The sequence below is a fragment of the Lysinibacillus sp. BPa_S21 genome (assembly GCF_023337795.1).
In the GTDB taxonomy this organism is placed as follows: Bacteria; Bacillota; Bacilli; order Bacillales_A; family Planococcaceae; genus Lysinibacillus.
On record NZ_JALIRS010000001.1, the window covers coordinates 158270 to 181169 of the forward strand.

Consider the following 22900-nt stretch of genomic DNA (forward strand, 5'->3'; position numbering starts at 1 on the left):
ATGCTTGATGATGTATATGATACGTCGATTTATCCTGTTAATAACAACCATCCTTCTAGTGTCGATCATTACATTCGGTGTTTTTCAAATTTTACCTGGTGATCCTGTTCGGACAATGTTAGGAACTGAAGCGGATCCCACACAAATTGAAAATTTGCGATCAGAACTTGGCTTGAATCGCCCTCTTTATGAGCAATATACAGATTGGATGAAGGGATTATTGACAGGGGAATTAGGAAATTCCATTCGTTTTTCAATGCCAGTAACAGATTTACTGTCTGATAGATTGCCTGTAACGATGTCATTGGCTGGGCTCACCCTTTTCATCGTGCTCCTCATTTCCTTACCGTTAGGGATGTTTGCGGCGAGAAGACAAAATAAGTGGAGTGATATGTCTTTGTCAACAGTGACGCAAGTTGGAATGGCCATTCCTTCCTTCTGGCTTGGGATGATACTCATTTTATATATTGGCATGCAATTCAGCTTTTTTAAAATAAGTGGGTATATTCCGTGGACGCAAAGTGTAGCAGGGGCGTTAAGTACGCTCTTGCTCCCGGCGTTAACCATTGCGATTCCACAAATAGCAGTTAATTTCCGGTATGTTCGTACGGCCATTTTAGAACAAGTTCAGCTCGATTATGTGCGTACGATCCGTAGTAAAGGAATGTCTGAGCAAAATGTTATGTATAAGCACGTCTTAAAAAATTCAATGATTCCAATATTAACGGTATTTGGATTGATCATGGCTGAAGTTGTTGCTGGAACAATTATTGTAGAGCAAGTATTTTCGCTCCCGGGTGTCGGTCAGCTCCTTATTACGGCTATTAGTAATCGTGACTTTCCATTAGTACAGGGAATCGTTATGTATATTACGGTTGCGGTCGTGATGATTAATTTTATAGTCGATATTTTATATTCTGTGTTAGATCCTAGAATCCGATTACGATAGGAGTGGATACGATGAAAATTATACAAAGGTACATGAAAAATATCAACTTAATCATTGGTCTACTAGTCATTGTCGGTTTTCTTATCGTCATGATTGTCAGCTTTTTTTATACACCCCATGATGTAAATTCGATGAATATACCTGAAAAATTACGGAGCCCAAGTAGTGATTATCTTTTTGGAACGGATGAATTCGGTCGTGATATTTTTAGCCGTATTATGAAAGGAACACAAACGGCCTTTGCGGTCGGTCTACTAACGGTATTTATAGGAACAATTTTTGGTATTTTAATTGGTAGTATAGCCGGGTATGTAGGGGGCTGGATCGATGAAATTTTTATGCGCATGATGGATGCATTAATGGCCTTTCCAGGAATAATATTAGCGTTAATGCTCGTGGCGGTATTTGGACCGGGGATTGTTAATACGGCTATCGCATTAGGCATAATTGCCATACCGGCCATTGCTAGAATTACACGTAGTGGTTTCGTCCAACATCGTGACACTGAATATGTCTTAGCCGCAAAGCTAATCGGCGTAAAACCTTATAGCATTATGTTTCGCCATATATTACCTAATATTTCATCGCAGATTATCGTCGCTGCAACTGTGACCTTTGCGACTGCGATGCTCGCGGAGGCGGCACTAAGTTATTTAGGGCTTGGCGTGCAGCCACCAAACCCTAGTTGGGGACGAATGTTAAAAGATTCACAAGCCTATTTAGTGGGAGCTCCTTGGTACACTTATGCGCCAGGTGGAGCTATTACAGTACTCGTATTAGGTTTATATTTGCTTAGCAATGCGTTACGAGATTTTATGGATCCTCGTTCAAAAACGTAAAAGCTGCTTTTTTCAATAATTCATTATTTCTAAATTAAGACGATATGGGGCCTGTAAAAAAATCGGCACCTACAATATATTCTAGTATTCGATTATTAAGTGTTTGGTGGACAATAAATAGTTGTTCAGCTGTATCATTTTGAGGTGGTGCTGCAATATCATCATCAAGGGGGACTTCATTCGTAATTGAAAAGGTTTTTTCGCAAAGGAAGGCGATTCCTAATGCTTAGATGCGCAAGGAATCGCCTTTAATAATTTCGTGTATGACCTTTTTTTACATATTCCCAATCCGTTTCAATGTTTTGACGAATACGATTTAAAAAGTCATGTATACTGTCAATTTCTTCAGGAGAAAAACCATCTAATGCTCTAGCATTCGAATAATCTCCTTCTCGCTTTAAAAATGGATAAATCTTGAGACTTTTGTCTGTCGGGAAAAGCTGTTTGTTTTTCTTGTTTCCAATTTCATGACGCTTTTCTACAAAGCCTTTTGTCTCCAACTTTTGAATCGCTCGGGAGGCAGTTGTGCGATCTACTTTCAATAGTTCAGCAACCTTTTCCTGAATAATTCCAGGGTTTTCACAGATGCGAGTGACATACAAATACTGTCCCTTTGTTAAATCAAGTTCTTTAAACTCAATATTACTAATGGAATCAAGTGCCCGCGCAATCGCACCAATATCTCGTAAAATTTCCTTCATTGATTGCCTCCAAAAAATATTGTATTTGCAATAAAAAATACTCTATACTATATATTATCAAACAAGAAGGGAAATTTCACTTTATATCTTCATATGGTTTTCTTTTTCAAAGCGTAGTGGTGCAATGGGCGAATTTAGCAGCGCAATTGACAATTCTACTAATGGAACGGAAAATTCTATCAAAAGATAAAAAGAGTAACTCATCATTGAAGGTTAGGATTATATTTTATATTTTTATGCTATTTATATAAGTTGATTGGAGTGGAGACTGGGCGACTCCTTGGGGATTAGCGATAGAGGAACGAAGGCTAAAACCATCACATCCTGTGATAACGCCTTCGTGACCAACATCCTGCTGTTGCTGTCGCTGCGCTTTCGCACAAGCAAAACCCTCTGCTGCCGCTGCGTTAACACTACGCTTTCGCGCAAAAAACATCTGTTGCCCCGACGCCCCCAGGAAGCTCTGCTCTGTAGCGAAAGCGAAGCGTCAGCTACAAAGCGCCCAGTCGGAACGGAAATCAACCCTACATTATGTTGATGAGCCTTAAGAGTTCACCAAATTCAAGTAACAATCAGGAGGAATATAAAAATGAATACGAAACAAATTACAGAGGAACAAGATTTACAAATAGCATTTGCTATACGTCAAAAGGTTTTCATTGAGGAGCAAAAGGTGCCTGAAGAAGAAGAATTTGACGAATTCGACACACTAGATGCGGCATGTGATCATATTCTTGTGTACTATAACGATCAACCAGTTGGTACTGGTAGACTTCGAGTTGTTGATGGTTACGGCAAACTAGAGCGAATTTGTTTACTAAAAGACTTTCGTAAATTTGGCCTTGGTAAAGTCATTATCCAAAAGTTAGAGGAGATTGCACTTGAAAAAGGGTTATCAAATTATAAATTAAATGCTCAATCTTATGCAGAAGGTTTTTACGAAAAATTAGGCTATAAACGTTCAGGAGAAGAATTTATGGATTGTGGAATCCCACATATTTTAATGAAAAAGTAATTGAGAGAAATATCAGGGAAAAGCTACATCCAAATAATCATCATTATAGCTAAAATTGTAACTTTTTAGGATATGGAAAGTCTACTATTCTAAAAGGGGTGATAAAGTGAAGAAATGGGTAGCGCTAAGCTTTTTCTTAATGTTCCTTGTTGGCTGTCAATCAATACCATTTGGAAGTAGTCAAACAGAAATTGACTGGGTAGATTTTATCAAATGGGACGATAGTGAATATGACGTTGTTTACGATGGTATATTAGCAGATAAATCCTTAATAGAAAAAGAAATAGGAGAAGTTCAATTTAAAGTAGCCGATAATGTTTCAAATCCATCTTATAAGTTAAAAGACGGAGATGCGGCGTTTCATGAAAAGGGAACTAAACTTTATTCTGTTAAAGGAAAAGATGATATTATAGCCGTAAAGGATCAATCAGCTATTAATGGTTATCGAATTTATTTTAATAGAGAAAGAACCGATTATAAATGGCACTTTGATCAAGTACCTTTAGATCAAGTAAAAAAGATTGAACTATATTCGACAACAGAGGGAAACAAGCAAATAGCTGCTTTTGAGGATGAAACGGAAATAGAAGACTTTTTGGAAATCCTTTCAAATAGTAAGAAGGCTCCAGCATTTCAACCTAATACTACTACTAGTGATCCAATGATGTACGATATTATTTTATACACGGATGATCCGATTGCTTATAAGTGCAGTATTCAATATGACGGAACTACATATTTTTGGTACCCGTCAGATACAGAGATTTTGTCAGGCGACATCCAACGTTTTATTCCCAAAAAATAGCAAACTAGATCTAAAATTAGTTTGCTATTTTTGTTTTAGTGCAATAGCTCTTTTGTTTTTTCCCATAACGGCTTAATTTCTTCTTTATTCGGCACATTTTCAAATATCCAATTGGATTCATTGTGGAAGGCGTTCACTAATTTTTTTACTGCCATTTCATGTGTTTCTAGGCTCATACAATTCATGATCTCCATAATCTCATGTAATGGGGAAGTAGGTAACGAATTGTATAACGTTTTAAGTCCAAGTAAAGCTCGCTCAGGGCAATATTTATGCAATAGTACTTTAGCGAAGTGTTCTAAACTATTTCGCAGTAAATGAACACACCAAATCCCATTTCCACGTTTAGCACTCCAATAATATTGATATAAATACCAGACAGTATCATCTACAGCATCTTTAAATTCGAGTGGAGTTAATGACAAAGTTGTATTTTTCTGTTTAACTGTAAGGACTCCATTTGGATCCCATAAGATTTTTATGGCATCTTGGTTACCTATTTTAGAGGGAGTTACGGTAAATAAATCGATATGAATCATATCTTCATATACGACTAATAACTGAGGGGCAATAATATAAATGTCATCAACGAATAGTGTTTTTTTATAAGTTTCAATATGTTGTTTGCGTTTGGGCAAAAATGCTTCGACATTTTCTTCATGAACAACGCAATAAATATCAATATCTGAAAATTCGTCATGTTCCTCTCTAGCTATAGATCCTCTTAAAAATACCGCTTCGATATATGGATCATCTTTTAGACTTTCGAGTAACACCTCAACAACATGGTCCAAATTCAAATGTATTCACTCCTTATGTTAAAACAGGCTACTCAAAGTATATTTTGAGCAGCCATATTTCGTTAGATTTCTTTTAAGCATGATAATTCAAGACCTGGCACCATTTATTAAGCCAAATCCCTTAGATTATCTTTGAATGGAAATTCTTGCTTGGTAAGGTAAGAGGCAATGGCACCGTGTTTTTCTGTTGAAGCTCCTGCATAGCCATTCGCAAACGTGAGAAGGGGGGCAGCATGCTGTTCACAAAAGTCTTTTAAATTGGTCGCTGTAATTTGCTTGCTTAGGAGAATCGCTAACAATGCTCCAATAAAGGCGTCACCCGCTCCAGTTGTATCAATCGCCTGGACTTTGTCAGCAGGAACTTTGACATGAAGTTTTTTAGTATAAAGACGAGCACCTTTTGCTCCACAAGTAATGATAAGTACCTGAACTTTCCCTTGAAATAAAGAATGGACAGCTGTTTCCTCATCCTCAATCGCTGTTAAAAATAAAAGCTCCTCCTCTGACAATTTCACGATATGAGCTTCCGGTAAAAATGCCAAAATGGTTTGACGACATGCCATCTCATCATGCCAAAGTGGTAAGCGAACATTTGGATCAAAAGAAACAAGACTACCCGCTTGATGAGCCTGTTCTATCAACGCCATATGTGCATGTTTCATGGGGCTTTCCACTAAATTAACTGAACAAAAATGAAGAATATCTTGATCAGTTAATAGATTTGGTGGGAGTTGCTCTTTGTTATACAGTAAATCTGCTGCGTGACGACGATAAAATAAGAAATCCCGGCTACCATCACCTGTCAGTGAAACAAATGCTAAACTTGTTTCACCCTCAACAGTTTGAGCAATATAGTTTGTATCGACAGCGACCTTATTTAAAGTTTCTATAAGAAAATCTCCAAAAGCATCCTGACCTACCTGTGTAATGATGGCCGCTTGTTGTTCAAGCTTTGCACAAGCAGCTGCAACATTAGCAGGAGCCCCCCCAGCATTTTTAGTAAATTGCTCAACGGTAGCTAGGGAGGCGTTTGGTTCAGAAGGTGTAAAATCAATTAATAATTCACCAATTGCATAAAGTTTACTCACGGAAAAACCTCCTTGATATCCATTTCGCCTAGGCTTAATTGTAGCTGACACAGGACGAGGGTATTTCGTCGCTCAGGTCACCTTGCGCTTAGAATCCGTCGTTCTACAAGGGCGTTCCGTCGTTTAGCTTGACTTTTCCGTCACAAGTACCTAGACGGAGTTTCTAGCTGACGCTTCGCTATCGTTACGAGGCACACGCTTTTTCTTTGGAACGTAAATTGTGTAAAAAATACCGCCAAAAATTAATACAATACCAACTGTTTGCATGAAGCTCGGTATAAAATCAAGCAACAGCATATCAAGCAATATAGCCACAACCGGGTCAACAAATACTAAAACAGAAACTAGAATAGTTGATAGGCTACGAATACTATCAAAAAATAAATAATAAACAAATCCTGTATGAATAAAGCCTGTTCCTAAAATATATAGCCAGTTAGTGGTTGTTAAGCCTTCAAACAGTGAAAAATTAACAAATGGCAATAGTATGATAATTCCGACTGCTGTTTGGATATATGTTAATGCGTAAGAGCTAAGATTTGTGATTGTTTTACTTGTAAGCATCGTAAACGCGTAAAACAATGCAGACAGCAATGCCCAAATAAAGCCAGATTTCATAAATTCAGAGAGTGACATAAAATTATTTAAGCCAATTATGAACATACTGCCGATAAAACAAGTTACTGTTGCTAGTAGTGCTTGAATAGTCATTTTTTCTTTTAAAAACAATGCCCCAAAAATTAAAACGAATATGGGTGCTAAATTATAGATAGAAATGGCAATGGAAATCGACATCTCTTCAAAGGCTTTAAATAAAAATACCCAGTTTAAGACAATAAAGACACCGCATAAAAGTGTACGTAATATTTCTTTTTTATCCCATTTTTCCGTCTTATGACCACCCGTGATCAGCCACATTCCTCCTAGAAAGAGAGTAGCACAAATACATCTAATAAATACTAGCTCGATAGCAGGTACGCCGGTATGAACGGTGAAAAATCCAATTGAGCCAAAAAGGGCCATTGAAACAGTTAGTTTGATAATTGCTGAAATGTTCATACAAAACCTTCTTTCTATTTAAATAAATATAATTTTTGATGCTTTTGAAAGTAGGGGAGACTTCACGTTATTTCGCCCCGTTGTAAAAGGACTTTGCTCAGATAGATAAAGAAACTGCTCGGCAAAGAGTGAAATCCGCTCAGCTTGTGAGTCTGAACCTGCTGAGTTAACAGTAGAATCTACTCAGATAGAAACCTTCCACCACTCTACAAATCTTTCAATCGCATGATACAAAAATAGACAGAGAAAGCCGACAGCGTAGGTCAACTGTCGGCTTTTCATGATTCTACAATTATTCTCGGATTTGCCCGTTGCCGTGAATGAAATACTTTGTAGATGTTAAAGCTGGTAAACCCATTGGTCCTCGAGCGTGTAATTTTTGCGTACTTATGCCGATTTCTGCACCGTAGCCAAATTCAAAGCCGTCAGTGAAGCGAGTTGAAGCATTGTGATAAACAGCCGCAGCATCCACGCTATTTAAGAAGGTATCTGCTATTAACTGATCTTCTGTCATGATGGCTTCAGAGTGGTTCGTACCGTATTTATGAATGTGCTCAATGGCTTCATAAACGTTTTCCACTATTTTTACGCTTATCTTTAAATCTAAATATTCAGTTGTATAGTCTTCTTCTGTTGCTAGTTGAGCGAAATTAAGAGCTTGACAAACAGATTCATCACCGATAACTGTCACACCTGCTTGATGCATAGCACTAAGTAGCTGTTGACCGTGCTCATTAAACCAATCAGGATGAATAAGTAGGCTTTCTGCTGCATTACAAACTGAAGGACGCTGTGTTTTAGCATTGATACAAACTTTTTCTGTTTTTTTGTAATCGGCCGTTTGGTCCACATAAATATGACAGTTGCCAGCGCCTGTTTCTAGTACTGGTACAGTGGCTTCATTTACTACTAAGTCAATAAGTGCCTTTCCGCCACGAGGAATCAAGACATCTAAGTAATCTTTTAAATGGAATAATTCTTTAACAGTTTCACGATTTGTATCCTCGATTAATTGTACAGCATCCACAGGAATAGATGTTTTTCTAAGTGCACGATGAATACTTGCCACAAGCGCTACATTTGAAAATTTGGCAGAAGAGCTGCCGCGTAAAATGACTGCATTGCCTGTTTTCAAAGATAATGTTGCTGCATCTACTGTTACATTAGGTCGTGCCTCGTAAATCATCCCGATAACGCCAAGTGGCACTAAACGCTTTTCAATGAGTAATCCATTATCTTTGTCAATTCGTTCTAAGAGACTGCCTACTGGATCATTTAATTCTACAAGTAAGTGAATAGCGCTTGACATAGCTTCTACTCGTTCTTTATTGAGCATGATGCGATCAAGTGTAGAAGCGGGCATTCCTTGTTGTTCGCCCAGTGCTAAATCCTTTGCATTTTCTGCAATGATAGTATCTTGGTCGATTAGTAATTGCTCAGCAATTTTCGTGAGAGCCTCATTTTTTTCACAAGTTGTTTTAATATTTAAAATATAGCTTGCGGCCTTTGCAAGCTTTCCTTTTTGTTGAACCTCACTTGTCATGTGAATTCCTCCTTAATTTGTTTGAATTTTTAGCCATTTATCTCGGTGAATAACCTCAATAGGATAGTTCGCTAACTCATCTGTTCGTTTTCCCATCGCATGTGCTAGCTCTAGGGAAGAATATAAAACCTCACCTCGGCCAAGTAATCCCTTGTCACTAAAGACCTCGACAACGTCGCCATTTGCGAAGTCACCTTCGACACGGTAAACACCTGCAGGCAACAAGCTTTTCCCATTTGCTAATAGTGCATGTTCTGCACCGCTATCTATAAAAATTTTACCAGATACTTCCGTGAGTGCAATCCACTGTTTATTATTTGTTAAAACAGCAAGCGCGTCATGTTCTACATACGTACCATCGCCACGTCCTTCTAAAATGTCGACCAGCTTATTTGCGCCATGACCAGTTCCGATAAACACCTTGACACCTGCATTTAAAGCTGCTCGAGCTGCTAATAATTTGGATTCCATACCACCTGTTCCAATTTTCGAGCCAGAACCATCCGCAAAGCCTAGCATCTCATCAGATACCTCTGTTAAACGATCAATACGTTTGGCATATGGGTTTTTATTTGGATTGGCGTTATACAAGCCATTGATGTCTGTTAAAATAATGAGCTGATCAGCATGAACAAGACCACTGACTAGTGCTGATAACATGTCGTTATCTCCAAAGGTTAATTCGCTGACAGATACCGTATCGTTTTCGTTAACGATGGGTAGCATGGAGCGCTCTAATAATTCCTCAAACGTAGCATAGGCATTTTTATAGCGCTCTTTTTTTGAAAAATCAGTGCGTGTTAATAAAATTTGTGCAGGCACAATATCATAAATGCTAAATAAAGCATTGTAGGTTTGAATTAGTAAACTTTGCCCAACTGCCGCCGCTGCCTGTTTACCTTTTACTGTGACTGGACGAGAAGGGTACCCTAGCTGTTTAAAGCCTGCTGCAACTGCCCCTGAAGAAACAAGCAATACTTCATGACCGTATTTTTTTAATTCAGCTATCGCTTGAACATGGTCCATTAAACGTATTTTATCAATTTCACCTTTTGCATTTGTTAAGGAGCTACTCCCGATTTTGACGACAATTCTTTTTCTTTCCATAGCAATACCTCCAATTTGCCATTACACTTTGTTTTAAATCAATTATGCCCCGGCATAATTCCGTGACATCCGCAAATAGACTAATTTCTATCAGCAGGGGTTTGGTTATCCATTTTTTATCGCCTATAGGTGTGGCTGATATATGTAGCTGACGCCTACAAAGAAAATAAAAATAAAAAAAACCTTTTCATCCTAATATTTAGGACGAAAAGGTTTGCTTTCCGTGGTACCACCTACATTGAACATCATTTTGACATTCCACTTTGCTCATAACGCTTGAGACTGCGCCTAGTTTAGCTAGGACGTTTTACGAAGTAGGTTCTTTAGTCTTTCTTGTACAATGTCTTACAGCCGATGGACATCGCTCTCTGATCAAGCAGTTTCTAGGTACTAATCTTCGCTCGCTTTTATAGTATCATCCAAAATCTTTGTTGAAAGGAACCACACAATTGGTGGGTGTCCGATTTCTATAAAGAATGCACTACTTTAGCATGTCTGTCAAGCTAATTAGGAATGTTAATAGAAAGTTTTGAATAAATGAGTAGGTAAAACTGAACAATCGAGAGTAAAGTATGAGGCGGAAACTCCACTTTTTTTACTTAAACCACCAGATTGCGACGAATAGTGGGAGCATCGCTATAACAATGACGAAAAAACTCCATAACATTTGTTTTCCTGAAGACATATTTTTCGGTTTTATACTCATTTGTTCATATAGCTCGTTGATGGCATGTTGTTCTTTCGCATAAAGCATGGCTTGAAATTCATCGTAATCTTGAATATAACTCGATGGAGGGCGAGGGCTAAAGCGCAAACTTCGAATGTCGTCTGTAATCTCTTTTTCACCCATCCAATAAGTAATAACTGGCGCTAAACCTGAAGTTTGTGTAGCGTGTACCTCGATAGCATGTGTTTTCATTTTATAATAGACGTTTCCTTGCTCGTCTTCATATTGCGTTACAATATGACTTATTGCCACCGACAAACACCCCTTTCTCTAAAATATACGACTTTTACATGATGATAGTTTTCATTATAATGTATTAAAATAGAAAAGTGTTGAAGAGGGCATAATTGATTTTTTTATTTTGTGAAAATTCAGAAATGAATAAGTGGAATATAGTATAATAGAAATAAAACATATAATATTGATTATAAAGTATTTGTTCATAATGTAAAAAAGTTAATTGAAATGAAAACTGGACGCTCCTAAGAAAGCGCCCAATCGGACAGGAATCCAACTCTACTTGATGGGAGCAATTTCTAAAAATAATAGAAAGAAGGGATAGTATCTGACTTTTTCTACGTTATTAGCGTTTTTAGGTGCAGCAATTATTTTAACATTAATGCCAGGACCAGATAATTTATTTGTTCTTGCACAAAGCATTACACAGGACAAAAAAGCAGGTATAGCGACATCACTTGGTCTGTGTACAGGTTTACTCGTCCATATAGGCGCGGCTGTTCTCGGTATCTCAGCTATTATTTATCAATCAACAGTTATTTTTTCCATTGTAAAGTTTGCAGGAGCAGCGTATTTGTTGTATTTAGCATGGCAATCGTTTCGCGCGAAAGGTGATCCATTCACGCTGGGACAGCATAATGAACAAGCCTATGTGATGTTATATCGAAAAGGTATATTAATGAATATATTAAATCCAAAAGTTTCTTTATTTTTCTTAGCACTTTTGCCACAGTTTGTGAACCCTTCGAATGGCCATGTAAGTTTACAGATGTTCATTTTGGGTAGTGTATTTTTAGTACAAGCGCTTATACTATTTTCTTTATTTAGTATTTTTGCTGGTAAAGTAAGAAGAGTAATTATTGGAAAGCCTGCAATTGCTAAAAGATTAAATATGATCCAAGGCGTACTTTTCACTTTTATTGGAATACAAATTGCGCTTAGTAAACAATAACGGGGGAGGATTATTTTGGCAATTTTACATATAACATTTGGTTTATCTGCACAAGGTTCGTTAAAACATGCGATACGACAACATCACTTACAACGTGATGAGTCAGTGATTAGCGTCAATGATATTTTCTCGATTGGTCCACTAAGTAGTTTAGAACAACGAAAAAGCTGGTTAGAAGCCTATATCTATAGGGAAAGTGAAGACCTTGATTTGTACGACGATTTCCATAAAGCGTGGGAGAAAAAAATTAAAAATTTACCGTGCGATATTGATGTCTGGGTATGGTACAGCCAATGCACTCATGAAGAGATTGGGTTACGTTTTGCCATGAGCGAGTTGATCAATACATGTAATATGGTATATGGAATTGATGCAACCGATGGAGTGAAACGTATACAGCCAAACATGACGATTCGTCAAACAGGTGAGCTTTCTTCAGACTTGCTCATGAGACTGCGTTCTGAGGCAAAGCGTTTTTCTGTGGATGAGTGTCAACAACTCGCAAAGGAATGGGAAGAGCTAAAACAAAACCCTAGTACACTGCGCATTTGGCAAGATGGAATAGTTCACGTAGCGGAGGACACATTGGATCCTATCATTTTACAAAGTGCGGAAAAAGCACATGCACAACTAAATGAGGAATGGCTTATACCAATGCGTATCATCGGTGAAACAATTGGTGCAATAGATGACTATTTAAGTGAAGAGTTTGTGGAAAAACGCCTAATGACTCTTGCAAAGCAGGGACTTTTTGAGATTCATGGAGATCCAACAGATATGTATTCGTATCAAGTAAAATATGTAGGAAAAAACTAAAGAAGCTTCTTAGATAAAAGTGCTTTCTAATAGATTATGAAGTGCCGTTTGTATTTGTTTAAATAGATTTTTACATAAATAGGGGGATTAAAGTGGAAATTCGCTCAGTTAAAGGTTCAGACTACTATATAATTTCACCTCTAGTCAATGAGTGGTGGGGTGGTAGGAATATGTCTGATATGTTACCAAAATTATTCTTTGACCATTTTACACAAACAAGTTTCATTGCAGAAAAGGAGGGTGAACTTGTGGGTTTTCTTATAGGATTCCTCTCTCAAACTTATTCAAATGAAGCGTATATTCATTTCGTTGGCGTTCATCCTGCATACAGAAAGCATAATATTGGAAAAAAATTATACAATCAATTTTTTAATGTGGTAAGGCAAAATAATCGAAGTATTGTTCGTTGTGTAACGTCACCTGTCAATAAAGTTTCAATTGCCTATCATACCAAGATGGGTTTTGAAATTGAAAATGGAGATAGAATTGTTGATAGTCTATCATTAAATACAGACTATGACGGACCAAATCAAGACAGGGTTTTATTTGTAAAAAAATTAGATTAAATTTTAGTTTATTATTGAACGTCCCATAAAAACAGAGTTGATTCTACATATTTTGTAGATTAACTCTGTTTTTTTGTTACCTTCTCCAATTGAATATATACAGCAAGGCGAGTAACAGTTGTTACTCGCCCTCTTTAGCCCATTTTTTACTTTCATTATTTTTTATCATAAAAATCAAATACAAATTGCTGAAATTGTCGTGCTGACGGTGGAAGATAGCGGTTTTCAATCCAAGCCATACCGATGATCCGTTCACAAACCATATCCTCAACACGAATTTTTGCCAATTTATTTGGATTTAAGTCTTCGTCCACAGGGAGTAACGACACACCAAGCCCAGCACTTACAAAACCAGCAACTGTCGATACCTCATCACCTTCAAATGTAATTTTCGGTTTGATACCTGCAGCATTTAATAATTTATCAGCTGTACGGCGCAATGCGTAACCCTTCTTCATCAGAACAAAATTCTCATGCTCAAGTTCCTTCATTTTAATGCTTTTACGGCCGGAGAGGGGGTGATCAATCGGCACCATAATAAAAAGTTCATCACGCCACAGCTCCTTCCAGCAAACAGGTGGCTCGGTGTCAATCGCCGCAAGTAAGCAAAGATCTAATTCTCCTGCGAGTAATTGCTTCAGCTGTGAATGTGAGTAGTTTTGTGTAAAGTGAAAACGTATATGCGGATGATTCTGGCGGAAAGCGCGGATTAAATCAGGTACAATGCTAGTCCCCAGAGTATGTAAAAAGCCAAGTGACACATCACCAAGCTCTGGGTTATTAAGCTCCTGTAACTCTATGACTGCTTTTTCATACTCCTTACGCATGCGTTGGACTCTATATAAAAATAACTCGCCATATCTATTAAGCATAATTGAACGTCCTTGTCGATCAAACAAGGGCACTCCTAACTCCTCTTCGAGCTTTGAAATCGAGCGACTTAATGCTGGCTGAGAAATCGCTAATGCTTCAGCAGCACGAGTCATATGCTCAAGCTTTGCTACTGCTACAAAATATTCTAATTGCTGCCATTCCATATTTTCACCTTAATTCCAGTTGTTTTTGAGTTAACTGCATTATAACGGTTAAAGGGTAGGAAGTATAGAGATATAAAGTGAATTTTTGCATGAACCTAATGCTTCCTTTCGGTCAGTTAAGCAGATAATGAGGCATAAAAAATTTTTATGAAAATGGAGTACGAAAAATGAAGATTGCAAAATGAAAGTAGCAGAAAGTGTGCTATAACAGTCATTAACCTTACATCGTTAATGCATGAAAGACATTAATATGATAAAAACTATAAATTGTACATTATGAATAAAGGGTGTTAAGATAGACACATAAATTACACAATTACAAGTTTCCGTGAAGGGGATATTATAAATGAATTTATCTAAGCCACAACCTCTAACAATTGAGGGAGGCAAAAAAGCCGTACTATTACTGCATGGATTCACAGGTAGCACAAAAGATGTGAAAAAGCTAGGTGAATTTTTATCAAAACGTGGTTATACGGTTCATGCACCGATTTATAGTGGGCATGGAGTAGAACCAGAAGCATTGCTAGAAACAAAACCAGAAGACTGGTGGAATGATGTTGTGGAAGGTTATAACTTCCTAAAAAGTAAAGGCTATGAAGAAATCGCTGTAGTAGGAATTTCACTTGGTGGCGTATTTTCGTTAAAAGTAGCAGAAACGTTTCCTGTGAAAGCATGTGTTGCTATGTGTGCACCAATCACACGCGATAACTCAAAAGGCTTATTTACACGTTTATATCATTACGCTCGTTTATATAAACATTTTGAAAATAAATCAAAAGATCAAATTATTTCAGAATTACATGAACTACGTATTACACCTAAGGATTCATTAGATGGTGTGACACGTTTAACTACAGAAACACGCGAAGATTTATCTACTATTAAAGCACCTACATTAGTATTACAAGGTTCATTAGATGATGAACTTTATCAAGAAAGTGCGCCTTTCATTTTAAACACTGTGGAAACTGATGATAAAGATCTTATTTGGTATGAAAATTCCGGTCATATTATTACTTTAGATAAAGAACGTGAAAAAGTGTATGAGGACGTATACAAGTTTTTAGATCATATAGAGTGGTCTGTAGCAAACTAAGAGCTGTCAGCAGACAGCTCTTTTAGTTTTGTCTATTTAACCTACCCTCAAAAGAAGTTCCCACTTCAAAAACTGTCAAGTGGTGGGTAGTTCACAACTAGGAACTGTACAATTTATTTTCTAAAAAGAAAAAACAACCATTGTTTTTTAAATAAATGCTATGTTAATATAGTGGAATTATAGTGAGGAATTTCTTCGATTTAAATTATTTGCAATTGTTAAATACATCTAAGGAGTACATCAAAATGCAACAGAAAATACCTTTTTCAACATATGCAGTCATTGGTACAATGCTTTTCGGACTGTATTTTGGAGCAGGGAATCTTATTTTTCCAATTCAGCTTGGACAATTAGCAGGGACCAACTTTTGGTTTGGCCTAATTGGATTTTTAGTAACAGCTATCGGTTTACCGTTTCTAGGTATTTTAGCTATTGGTTTATCAGGTAGTAACGGTTTGCGTGACTTAGCGAGCCGTGTTCACCCAATATTCGGGGTTATTTTTTCGTTAGCTCTATATTTAACGATCGGTCCTTTTTTTGCGATTCCACGTACAGCGACAGTTCCGTTTGTTGTAGGCTTTGAGCCATATATACAAGCTGAGCATACAACAATTTTACTTGCTTTATTTAGCTTCGTATTTTTTGCCATCGTTTTTTATTTCTCATTGAACCCAGCGAAAATTATGGATTATATTGGAAAATATTTAACACCAGCATTTTTGATCGTGTTATTTATTTTAATTATTATTAGTATTGTAAAACCGATGGGGCATTTCCAGCAGCCGATAGGAGATTATATTGATTCAGCATTTATGACAGGCTTTAAAGAAGGCTATAACACAATGGATGCGTTAGCTTCACTAGCTTTTGGTATTGTCGTCATTAATGCAATCAAAAGCGCAGGAATCACAGAAAGAAAAGAAATTGCTAAAGCAACGTGGAAATCTGGTATTTTTGCCATGGCATTAATGATGTTAATATACGGTTTAATAACGTATATGGGGGCATCGAGTATTGAAGCTGTTGGTACTTACGACAACGGTGGTTTAATATTTGCAGCAGTGGCAGATCATTATTTTGGATCATTCGGGGCTATTTTATTGGCAGTTATTATTGTCCTTGCTTGTTTAAAGACAAGTATTGGCTTAATCACTTCTTGTAGTGAATTTTTCCATGAAGTGTTTCCGAAAATTAGCTATAAATGGTTTGTATTGATATTGTGTGTTACGTCATTTACAATTGCCAACTTCGGATTAACGAATATTATTAAGTTTGCTATTCCTGTGTTGATGTTCATATATCCGATTGCAATTGTCTTAATTGTCCTTGCATTATGCTCATCACTATTTAAAAATAAGCAAACGGTATATGCTATTGCGATGATTTTTACCATTTTTATTAGTATCATTGATGGTTACAAAGCATTAGTCGTTAGCATCCCTACGGCAAAGTTAAGTATTTTTGATATGATTGAGAAAGCATATTCGAATATATTACCTTTTTACGATATAGGCTTAGGTTGGATATTACCAGCACTAATTGGGGCATTGATAGGATGCTTATTTCCAGCGAGAAGAGGGTAACAGGCTTAAATACCACAATCTAGGTTGTGGTATTTTGTTTTCATGAAGTTTGTTATGATTTTTTTTAGTTACAAATGGTATACATAAAAAATACTCACAGAGTGTAATGCGCTGTGAGTATTTTTTCCTTTTATAGAAGTGTCTATTGAATTCACCAAATATTTATACTGGAATACTAGAAATGCAAAGGAACTTTACAATTGAATCCGTTTTATTTGTCCAATTATGAGGCGTGGTTGAATCTAGGAAAATACAATCATAAGGATGCAAATCATGCTCCTCTGTGTCAATGACGATTGTCAGGGTCCCTTCAAGAACATAAAGAAATTCTTGCCCTGAATGTGAATAAGAATCCTCGCGATTTGCACCTGGGTTCAGCAGTACTAGAATCGGATGAAAAAGTGGGTTTTCGATGTTTCCCGCTAAATCTCTATAAAAAAATTGATTATGCAATGTGTTTGTCTTACTAATAATATTTCTCATAACTGTCGATGATGTCTGCTCATCGGGTTCAGAAAAAAAGTAACTTGGATTAACACCAAGTGCCTCGGAAATTTTTTTCAATGATTCGAGCGTTATGGATGATTTTGATCGTTCAACCTGAGATAAAAAGCTAATTGAAAGATTCGTTTGATCAGCAATTTGTTTTAATGTTAACTTTCGCTCTTTTCGTAAACTTTTCATTTTTGCTCCAATTAAGTCATTCACTATTCTCCACCCCTGTTACTGATATGAAAATAAAAGTTAGTTAAAATCTTTTGCACAAAAAGATGTTAATAGTAGATTTACTCCTTAAATATGCCAAAACAGCTAATTACATTTATAGCTAGCTGTCACGATGCCTTGTAGTTTAATGCACCTGTCTAAATTTCAAATATAAGGAGTCACGTTGATAAGGATAACATAAAAGCACTAATTACAGAACGATTACAAAAATGGACTTGTAGAGCTATAGTAAATATCGTAATTCCGAAAATAAGAAGTGTCATTTATGTTGAAGTACCACTTTAATAGTTTAAGAGTACAGCAGTTAGAATATTCGGAAAATTATATTTACAACAAAAATTTAGTGTGTTATTATCTTGAATAATTGAAGTGTCACTTCAATATAAGTGTTTTAGATTTAAGTAATCTTTCAAAAGAAAAGGAGAATGAAAATGAATTTTCATGGCATTTTGGTTCCGTTAGTGACCCCGTTTAAAAGTGATAAGAGCATAGATGTAGATACTTTAAAGCAATTGACTAACTCATTTATTGACAAAGGTGTTACTGGTTTAGTAGTTTGTGGCACGACAGGAGAATACTACGCTTTAAACGAAGTGGAACGTGAAATGGTTTTAAAAACAGTAGCAGAAGTTGCTAAAGGTCGTATAACTTTAATAGCAGGGATCAATGATTTATCAACTGAGGGAGCGGTTAACCGTGCCATACAAGCCAAAGATTTGGGCTATGAAGGTTTAATGTTATCACCAACACCATATAGCCTACCAGATCAATTGGGGATAATTGCTCATTATGAAACTGTGGCGGCGGCAACCGATTTACCTATTATCATGTACAACTTTCCAGCTCGTATCGGCATTGAAATTGAATACGAAACGGTGCTGCATTTATCGAGAAATCCGAATATTGTTGGTCTTAAAGAAAGTAGTGGTGACTTTAGCCGCGCACTACGTTTGTTACAAACACCATTTGAGAATTTTGAAGTGATTTGCGGTTGCGATGATCAACCTGTAGACTTTTTCTTTTGGGGTGCAAAAAGTTGGATTGCTGGAGCAGGTAATGTGTTTCCGGAAGAACAGGTAGCCATGTTCAATGCTGCACAGGGTGGTGACTGGGATAAGGCCCGAGAAATCATGAGTGATATTTACCCTGCTATTCATTCTATGGAGTCCGGTTACTATAATCAAAAAGCTAAATTAGGCTGCATGAAAGGTGAATTTAACGTTGGTACCGTACGCCTACCTCTATTTGATTTAACGGAAGACGAAAAAGCAGAGTTTTTGGCTTTTTTTAATAAATAATTTGGAGGAGAGAAAATGATCGTATCAAAAGAACAAGTCTTTACCCTTGCTAAAGAAGGGAAGCTATGGGCTGGTAACTTAATTGAAGGTTTTACGAGTGCAGCCTGCAAAATTGAAAATCGTACCCCCATTGACAACAGCAAAATTGGCTATATTGCCGATGGTGATGCAAGGGATGTAGATGCTGCTGTTAAGGTTGCTAGAAACACATTTGAAGTGGGTACTTGGAGTCAACTATCCCCGGGTGAACGCAAAAAAATAATGATTCGCTGGTCAAAATTGCTAGAAGAACACAGCGAAGAATTGGCTGCTTTGGATTGCGTGGATGCTGGTAAACCTATTACAGAATGTATAAATACCGACATACCAGCAACCATTGAAACATTTTATTGGTATGCTGAAGCGATTGATAAAGTCTTTGGTAAAGTCGCTCCTACGGGTAAAGATGCTTTAGGATTAATTATCACGGAACCCATTGGCGTAGTTGGTGCGGTATTACCTTGGAATTTTCCAGCGCAAATGTTTGCTTGGAAAGTGGCACCTGCTTTAGCCGCTGGTAATTCTGTGGTTGTGAAGCCTGCTGAATTAACTTCACTTAGCGCTTTCCGTATGATTGAACTTGCTTATGAAGCAGGTGTGCCTAAAGGCGCATTAAGCATGGTGTGTGGTTTGGGAGAAAAAGTAGGTAAACCTTTGGGGCGGCATATGGATGTGGACGTTATTTCGTTCACAGGTTCAACAGAAGTGGGTAGATATTTCTTGAAGTATTCAGCAGAAAGTAACCTAAAGGAAATTATTTTAGAGTGCGGTGGCAAAAGTCCACAAGTGGTGTTTGAAGATGCTGATTTGGATGCGGCAGTTCCGCATATTTTATCAGCTGCCTTCTGGAACATGAGTGAAAACTGTAGCTGTGGTTCAAGATTAATCGTACATGAATCCATTAAAGAGGAATTATTAGAAAAATTAAAGTCCGGATTAACAAGCTGGAAAGTGGGTAATCCGATGGATGAGTCGGTTTCTATCGGCCCTATGGTTGAAGAAGCACATTTTAATAAAGTGAAATCGTTCTTGGACATTACTTTTCAAGAAGGGGGGCGCTTAGTTACTGGAGGTCAAATTCGTTGTGATTTGGGTAGTGGCTGGTATATCGAACCAACTATTTTTGATAATGTAACCGCAAACATGACTTTATTTCAAAATGAAGTATTTGGTCCGATTTTAGCGGTTAGTACGTTCGAAACGGAAGAAGAAGCCATTGCACTTGCCAATGACACCTCTTATGGTTTGGCTGCTTCTTTTTATAGCCAAAATGTACAGCGGACAATACGCGTGGCACGTGCCATTAAAGCAGGAACTGTTTCTGTGAATGGTTTTAGCGAGGGTGATATTACAACTCCATTTGGAGGCTTTAAACAATCTGGTTTTGGTGGGAAAGACAATGGATTAGAAGCTTTTGAACAATATGTGCAGACAAAAGTAATTTGGTACGTTCATTCATAATAATTTGAATCAGATTCCTTGGGGGAGTATATATGGAGAAAACAGATAATAAACAGCTAAAAAAAGTTGTTGCTGCATCGATGATTGGATCTGTGGCTGAATGGTATGAATTTTTCTTATATGGTACAGCTTCTGCTCTCGTTTTTGGAGAATTGTTCTTTCAAAAAACAGGAAACGCTATTGATGGAATTCTAGCTGCATTTGCTCTTTATGCAGTAGGCTTTCTAGCTAGACCAATTGGGGGACTTGTTTTTGGTCATTATGGTGATAAAATTGGACGAAAAAATTTATTACAAATTAGTTTAATTATTGTTGGAATTACGACTTTCTTAATGGGCTGTATTCCGACATTCAATAGTATCGGTTATTGGGCTCCTATTTTACTCGTTACTTTACGTCTAATTCAAGGATTTGCTTTTGGTGGTGAATGGGGAGGAGCAGTTATTTTAGTATCTGAGCACAGCCCGGACGATCGACGTGGTTATTGGGCAAGCTGGCCACAAGCAGGTGTGCCATTGGGGAATTTAATAGCTACAATTGTGCTTCTACTTTTATCCAAAAACTTAAGTCCCGAGCAATTTATGGACTGGGGTTGGCGGGTAGCCTTTTGGTTCTCTGCAGTTGTCGTACTAGTGGGTATTTGGATTCGAAAAAGTGTAGATGATGCTCCTATCTTTAAAGAAGCACAAGAAAAACAAGCACAATTAGAAAAGCAACAATTAGGTGTTGTAGAAGTGATTAAATATCATAAAAAAGCTATTATTGCTGGTATTGGAGCACGTTTTGCAGAAAATATCTTATATTATATGGTTGTCACTTTTTCCATTAGTTATTTAAAACTTGTTGTCAATAAAGATACTTCACAAATATTATTATTAATGTTTGGTGCACATGCTATTCACTTTTTCTTTATACCACTAATGGGACATTTAAGTGATGTTTGGGGTCGAAAGTCAATTTATCTTACAGGAGCCGTTTTAACTGCATTTTGGGGGTTTATTGGTTTTCCTATGATGGATACAGGGAATGACTGGATCATCATGGTTGCCATAATGATTGGTTTATTCATACAATCAATGACCTATTCACCATACTCAGCGTTAATGACAGAGTTATTTCCAACCCATATTAGATATACAGCTTTGTCTTTATGTTATCAAGTAGCACCAATTTTAGCAGGCTCATTGGCTCCATTAATTTCATTAAGTCTTCTAAATAAGTATAATAGCTCCATCCCAATTTCAATTTATTTGGTCATAGCAAGTATCATTTCTATTTCATGTATGATGCTAGTAAAAGAAACTAAAGGAAAATCACTAACTTTTAAGAAAGCACAGTAAATGGCTCCATTTGTTTTAATTAAAATAGCTTGATAACTGTGAAGAATGGTCTCTTGGAATTGCGGGTCTCTAAGAGGTCATTTTTTTGGTTTTTATGGATGTACTTTTCTAATCGTTGAAATGGAACAGAAGGGGAGACTAATAGCCGAGATTATTCTGAGATGGGTCCTAATGCATTAATGTGAATGAATAATAATGGCTAAATACAAAATGAGTTCGATTCAACACCGAACTCATTTTATAAATGCTACTAATGAAATAACTTTTAACTTGTCGAAATTACAATTGTTTTTTTATATGTGTATAAAGAAAATTAGTAAGCCGTCCAACCACCATCAACGGCAATTACTTGTCCGTTGACAAAGCTTGCTTCATCTGAGCCAAGGAAAATAGCAAGCTGAGCGATTTCTTCAGGTTGTCCAGCTCGTGGGTTAATGGACAAACCTAGTGATTGACGAGCTGCACCTGTTTGACTCACATTTGTCATGGTAGAAGTGATGTTCGTTATAACTGCACCTGGAGCGATACCGTTACAGCGAATATTTTGATCTGCATACATAAATGCTGTGTTTTTTGTAAGACCTACAACAGCATGCTTAGAAGCAGTGTAGGCAGCCCCGGCTCGAGCACCATATAGACCGCCAGCAGAAATATTGTTCACAAAGACACCGTGTCCTTGAGCAAGGAAGATCTCTGTTGCCATACGCATTGAGCGCATCACAGCAGTCGTATTGACTGCGAACACTTTGTCCCAACGTTCATCAGAAACTTCACCAACTGGCTCCATTCCATCCATAATACCAGCATTATTCACTAAAATATCTAATTTACCGTAAGCATTTTTTGTTTCATCAAATAAACGTTGTAAATCTTCTGTTGATGCAACATTTGTTTGAACGGCGATTGCTGAGCCACCAGTTGCTTGAATGCCTTCAACAACAGCTTGTGCACCTTCTAAATTTAAATCAGAAACTACGACCTTTGCCCCTTCTTTTGCATAGCCTTCTGCAATTGCTTTACCCATACCTGACGCTGCCCCTGTTACGATGGCTACTTTACCTTCTAGTCTCATCTTAAAGACCTCCTATTATTTATGTTGTTTCAATAGAGTTT

23 protein-coding genes are annotated in these 22900 nt (G+C 37.2%); 12 read left to right on the forward strand and 11 right to left on the reverse strand.

Annotated elements, in window-relative coordinates; all coding sequences use genetic code 11:
- Positions 1–7 precede the first annotated feature (7 nt).
- Positions 8–949, forward strand: coding sequence for an ABC transporter permease (locus MOK21_RS00750; protein ID WP_249071871.1), 942 nt, complete (start codon positions 8–10; stop codon positions 947–949).
- Between the two features lie 11 nt (positions 950–960).
- Positions 961–1788 (forward strand): ABC transporter permease, encoded by an 828-nt coding sequence (locus MOK21_RS00755; RefSeq protein ID WP_249071873.1) that lies wholly within the window; start codon positions 961–963, stop codon positions 1786–1788.
- Positions 1789–2036: 248 nt separating this feature from the next.
- On the opposite strand, the gene MOK21_RS00760 is transcribed toward MOK21_RS00755, so the two are convergent.
- Both MOK21_RS00760 and MOK21_RS00765 read right to left on the reverse strand, forming a co-directional pair.
- Complete coding sequence (locus MOK21_RS00760) at positions 2037–2489, reverse strand: MarR family winged helix-turn-helix transcriptional regulator (RefSeq protein ID WP_249071875.1); 453 nt, start codon at positions 2487–2489, stop codon at positions 2037–2039.
- Between the two features lie 226 nt (positions 2490–2715).
- The gene (locus MOK21_RS00765) at positions 2716–2925 is read right to left on the reverse strand and encodes a hypothetical protein (RefSeq protein WP_249071878.1); all 210 of its coding nucleotides are present in this window, start codon (positions 2923–2925) and stop codon (positions 2716–2718) included.
- Positions 2926–3078: 153 nt separating this feature from the next.
- Between MOK21_RS00765 and MOK21_RS00770 the strand changes: the two genes are divergently transcribed.
- Positions 3079–3504, forward strand: coding sequence for a GNAT family N-acetyltransferase (locus tag MOK21_RS00770; RefSeq protein WP_249071879.1), 426 nt, complete (start codon positions 3079–3081; stop codon positions 3502–3504).
- Positions 3505–3610: 106 nt separating this feature from the next.
- The gene (locus tag MOK21_RS00775; protein ID WP_249071881.1) at positions 3611–4309 is read left to right on the forward strand and encodes a hypothetical protein; all 699 of its coding nucleotides are present in this window, start codon (positions 3611–3613) and stop codon (positions 4307–4309) included.
- Between the two features lie 35 nt (positions 4310–4344).
- Here MOK21_RS00775 and MOK21_RS00780 read toward each other — a convergent pair whose 3' ends face one another.
- The 6 genes from MOK21_RS00780 to MOK21_RS00805 form a co-directional block, all read right to left on the reverse strand.
- Positions 4345–5109, reverse strand: a complete 765-nt coding sequence (locus MOK21_RS00780) for an aminoglycoside 6-adenylyltransferase (protein WP_249071883.1) — start codon at positions 5107–5109, stop codon at positions 4345–4347.
- 107 nt (positions 5110–5216) lie between these two features.
- Positions 5217–6197: a carbohydrate kinase family protein gene (locus MOK21_RS00785; protein ID WP_249071885.1), complete on the reverse strand. Its 981-nt coding sequence runs from the start codon at positions 6195–6197 to the stop codon at positions 5217–5219.
- Positions 6198–6347: 150 nt separating this feature from the next.
- A complete protein-coding gene (locus MOK21_RS00790) occupies positions 6348–7256 on the reverse strand; it encodes a DMT family transporter (RefSeq protein WP_249071887.1) in 909 nt (302 codons plus the stop codon).
- 292 nt (positions 7257–7548) lie between these two features.
- Positions 7549–8799: a glutamate-5-semialdehyde dehydrogenase gene (locus tag MOK21_RS00795; protein ID WP_249071890.1), complete on the reverse strand. Its 1251-nt coding sequence runs from the start codon at positions 8797–8799 to the stop codon at positions 7549–7551.
- 12 nt (positions 8800–8811) lie between these two features.
- The gene (proB, locus tag MOK21_RS00800; protein ID WP_249071893.1) at positions 8812–9906 is read right to left on the reverse strand and encodes a glutamate 5-kinase; all 1095 of its coding nucleotides are present in this window, start codon (positions 9904–9906) and stop codon (positions 8812–8814) included.
- A 595-nt stretch (positions 9907–10501) separates the two neighbouring features.
- Entirely contained in the window at positions 10502–10885 is a 384-nt protein-coding gene (locus MOK21_RS00805) for a sodium:proton antiporter (protein ID WP_249071895.1), read from the reverse strand.
- A gap of 313 nt (positions 10886–11198) precedes the next feature.
- On the opposite strand from MOK21_RS00805, the gene MOK21_RS00810 reads away from it, so the two are divergent.
- The 3 genes from MOK21_RS00810 to MOK21_RS00820 all read left to right on the forward strand — a co-directional run bounded on the left by MOK21_RS00810 (position 11199) and on the right by MOK21_RS00820 (position 13204).
- Entirely contained in the window at positions 11199–11822 is a 624-nt protein-coding gene (locus tag MOK21_RS00810) for a LysE family translocator (RefSeq protein ID WP_249072548.1), read from the forward strand.
- 15 nt (positions 11823–11837) lie between these two features.
- Positions 11838–12638: a DUF1835 domain-containing protein gene (locus MOK21_RS00815; protein ID WP_249071897.1), complete on the forward strand. Its 801-nt coding sequence runs from the start codon at positions 11838–11840 to the stop codon at positions 12636–12638.
- Between the two features lie 92 nt (positions 12639–12730).
- Complete coding sequence (locus MOK21_RS00820; RefSeq protein WP_249071899.1) at positions 12731–13204, forward strand: GNAT family N-acetyltransferase; 474 nt, start codon at positions 12731–12733, stop codon at positions 13202–13204.
- A 155-nt stretch (positions 13205–13359) separates the two neighbouring features.
- Here the strand turns inward: MOK21_RS00820 and MOK21_RS00825 are convergent, their stop codons facing one another.
- A complete protein-coding gene (locus MOK21_RS00825) occupies positions 13360–14241 on the reverse strand; it encodes a LysR family transcriptional regulator (protein WP_249071902.1) in 882 nt (293 codons plus the stop codon).
- Between the two features lie 346 nt (positions 14242–14587).
- Here MOK21_RS00825 and MOK21_RS00830 point away from each other — a divergent pair, with 346 nt between their 5' ends.
- Positions 14588–15340: an alpha/beta hydrolase gene (locus MOK21_RS00830; protein WP_249071904.1), complete on the forward strand. Its 753-nt coding sequence runs from the start codon at positions 14588–14590 to the stop codon at positions 15338–15340.
- Between the two features lie 245 nt (positions 15341–15585).
- Positions 15586–16923 carry a branched-chain amino acid transport system II carrier protein gene (brnQ, locus tag MOK21_RS00835; RefSeq protein WP_249071905.1) on the forward strand — a complete coding sequence of 446 codons (1338 nt, stop codon included), beginning with the start codon at positions 15586–15588 and terminating at the stop codon, positions 16921–16923.
- Between the two features lie 162 nt (positions 16924–17085).
- Here brnQ and MOK21_RS00840 read toward each other — a convergent pair whose 3' ends face one another.
- Entirely contained in the window at positions 17086–17631 is a 546-nt protein-coding gene (locus MOK21_RS00840) for a helix-turn-helix domain-containing protein (RefSeq protein WP_249071907.1), read from the reverse strand.
- A 449-nt stretch (positions 17632–18080) separates the two neighbouring features.
- Between MOK21_RS00840 and dapA the strand changes: the two genes are divergently transcribed.
- From dapA to abaF, 3 genes are read left to right on the forward strand one after another with little or no spacing between them, the layout of a single operon-like run.
- Positions 18081–18947, forward strand: a complete 867-nt coding sequence (dapA, locus tag MOK21_RS00845; protein ID WP_249071909.1) for a 4-hydroxy-tetrahydrodipicolinate synthase — start codon at positions 18081–18083, stop codon at positions 18945–18947.
- A 15-nt stretch (positions 18948–18962) separates the two neighbouring features.
- Positions 18963–20447 carry an aldehyde dehydrogenase gene (locus tag MOK21_RS00850; RefSeq protein ID WP_249071911.1) on the forward strand — a complete coding sequence of 495 codons (1485 nt, stop codon included), beginning with the start codon at positions 18963–18965 and terminating at the stop codon, positions 20445–20447.
- A 32-nt stretch (positions 20448–20479) separates the two neighbouring features.
- Complete coding sequence (gene abaF / locus MOK21_RS00855) at positions 20480–21787, forward strand: fosfomycin efflux MFS transporter AbaF (RefSeq protein WP_249071913.1); 1308 nt, start codon at positions 20480–20482, stop codon at positions 21785–21787.
- Between the two features lie 313 nt (positions 21788–22100).
- Here the strand turns inward: abaF and MOK21_RS00860 are convergent, their stop codons facing one another.
- Positions 22101–22859, reverse strand: coding sequence for an SDR family oxidoreductase (locus MOK21_RS00860; protein ID WP_249071916.1), 759 nt, complete (start codon positions 22857–22859; stop codon positions 22101–22103).
- Between the last annotated feature and the right edge of the window lie 41 nt (positions 22860–22900).

What these genes read in the sequence shown, in the direction of transcription:
- MOK21_RS00765 (WP_249071878.1), bottom strand. Translation starts at nt 2,925, where the DNA reads ATGTTTTTTGCGCGAAAGCGTAGTGTTAACGCAGCGGCAGCAGAGGGT.
- MOK21_RS00850 (WP_249071911.1), top strand. Translation starts at nt 18,963, where the DNA reads ATGATCGTATCAAAAGAACAAGTCTTTACCCTTGCTAAAGAAGGGAAG.
- MOK21_RS00830 (WP_249071904.1), top strand. Translation starts at nt 14,588, where the DNA reads ATGAATTTATCTAAGCCACAACCTCTAACAATTGAGGGAGGCAAAAAA.
- MOK21_RS00760 (WP_249071875.1), bottom strand. Translation starts at nt 2,489, where the DNA reads ATGAAGGAAATTTTACGAGATATTGGTGCGATTGCGCGGGCACTTGAT.
- abaF (WP_249071913.1), top strand. Translation starts at nt 20,480, where the DNA reads ATGGAGAAAACAGATAATAAACAGCTAAAAAAAGTTGTTGCTGCATCG.
- MOK21_RS00795 (WP_249071890.1), bottom strand. Translation starts at nt 8,799, where the DNA reads ATGACAAGTGAGGTTCAACAAAAAGGAAAGCTTGCAAAGGCCGCAAGC.
- MOK21_RS00860 (WP_249071916.1), bottom strand. Translation starts at nt 22,859, where the DNA reads ATGAGACTAGAAGGTAAAGTAGCCATCGTAACAGGGGCAGCGTCAGGT.
- dapA (WP_249071909.1), top strand. Translation starts at nt 18,081, where the DNA reads ATGAATTTTCATGGCATTTTGGTTCCGTTAGTGACCCCGTTTAAAAGT.
- MOK21_RS00825 (WP_249071902.1), bottom strand. Translation starts at nt 14,241, where the DNA reads ATGGAATGGCAGCAATTAGAATATTTTGTAGCAGTAGCAAAGCTTGAG.
- MOK21_RS00750 (WP_249071871.1), top strand. Translation starts at nt 8, where the DNA reads ATGATGTATATGATACGTCGATTTATCCTGTTAATAACAACCATCCTT.
- MOK21_RS00770 (WP_249071879.1), top strand. Translation starts at nt 3,079, where the DNA reads ATGAATACGAAACAAATTACAGAGGAACAAGATTTACAAATAGCATTT.
- brnQ (WP_249071905.1), top strand. Translation starts at nt 15,586, where the DNA reads ATGCAACAGAAAATACCTTTTTCAACATATGCAGTCATTGGTACAATG.
- MOK21_RS00755 (WP_249071873.1), top strand. Translation starts at nt 961, where the DNA reads ATGAAAATTATACAAAGGTACATGAAAAATATCAACTTAATCATTGGT.
- MOK21_RS00790 (WP_249071887.1), bottom strand. Translation starts at nt 7,256, where the DNA reads ATGAACATTTCAGCAATTATCAAACTAACTGTTTCAATGGCCCTTTTT.
- proB (WP_249071893.1), bottom strand. Translation starts at nt 9,906, where the DNA reads ATGGAAAGAAAAAGAATTGTCGTCAAAATCGGGAGTAGCTCCTTAACA.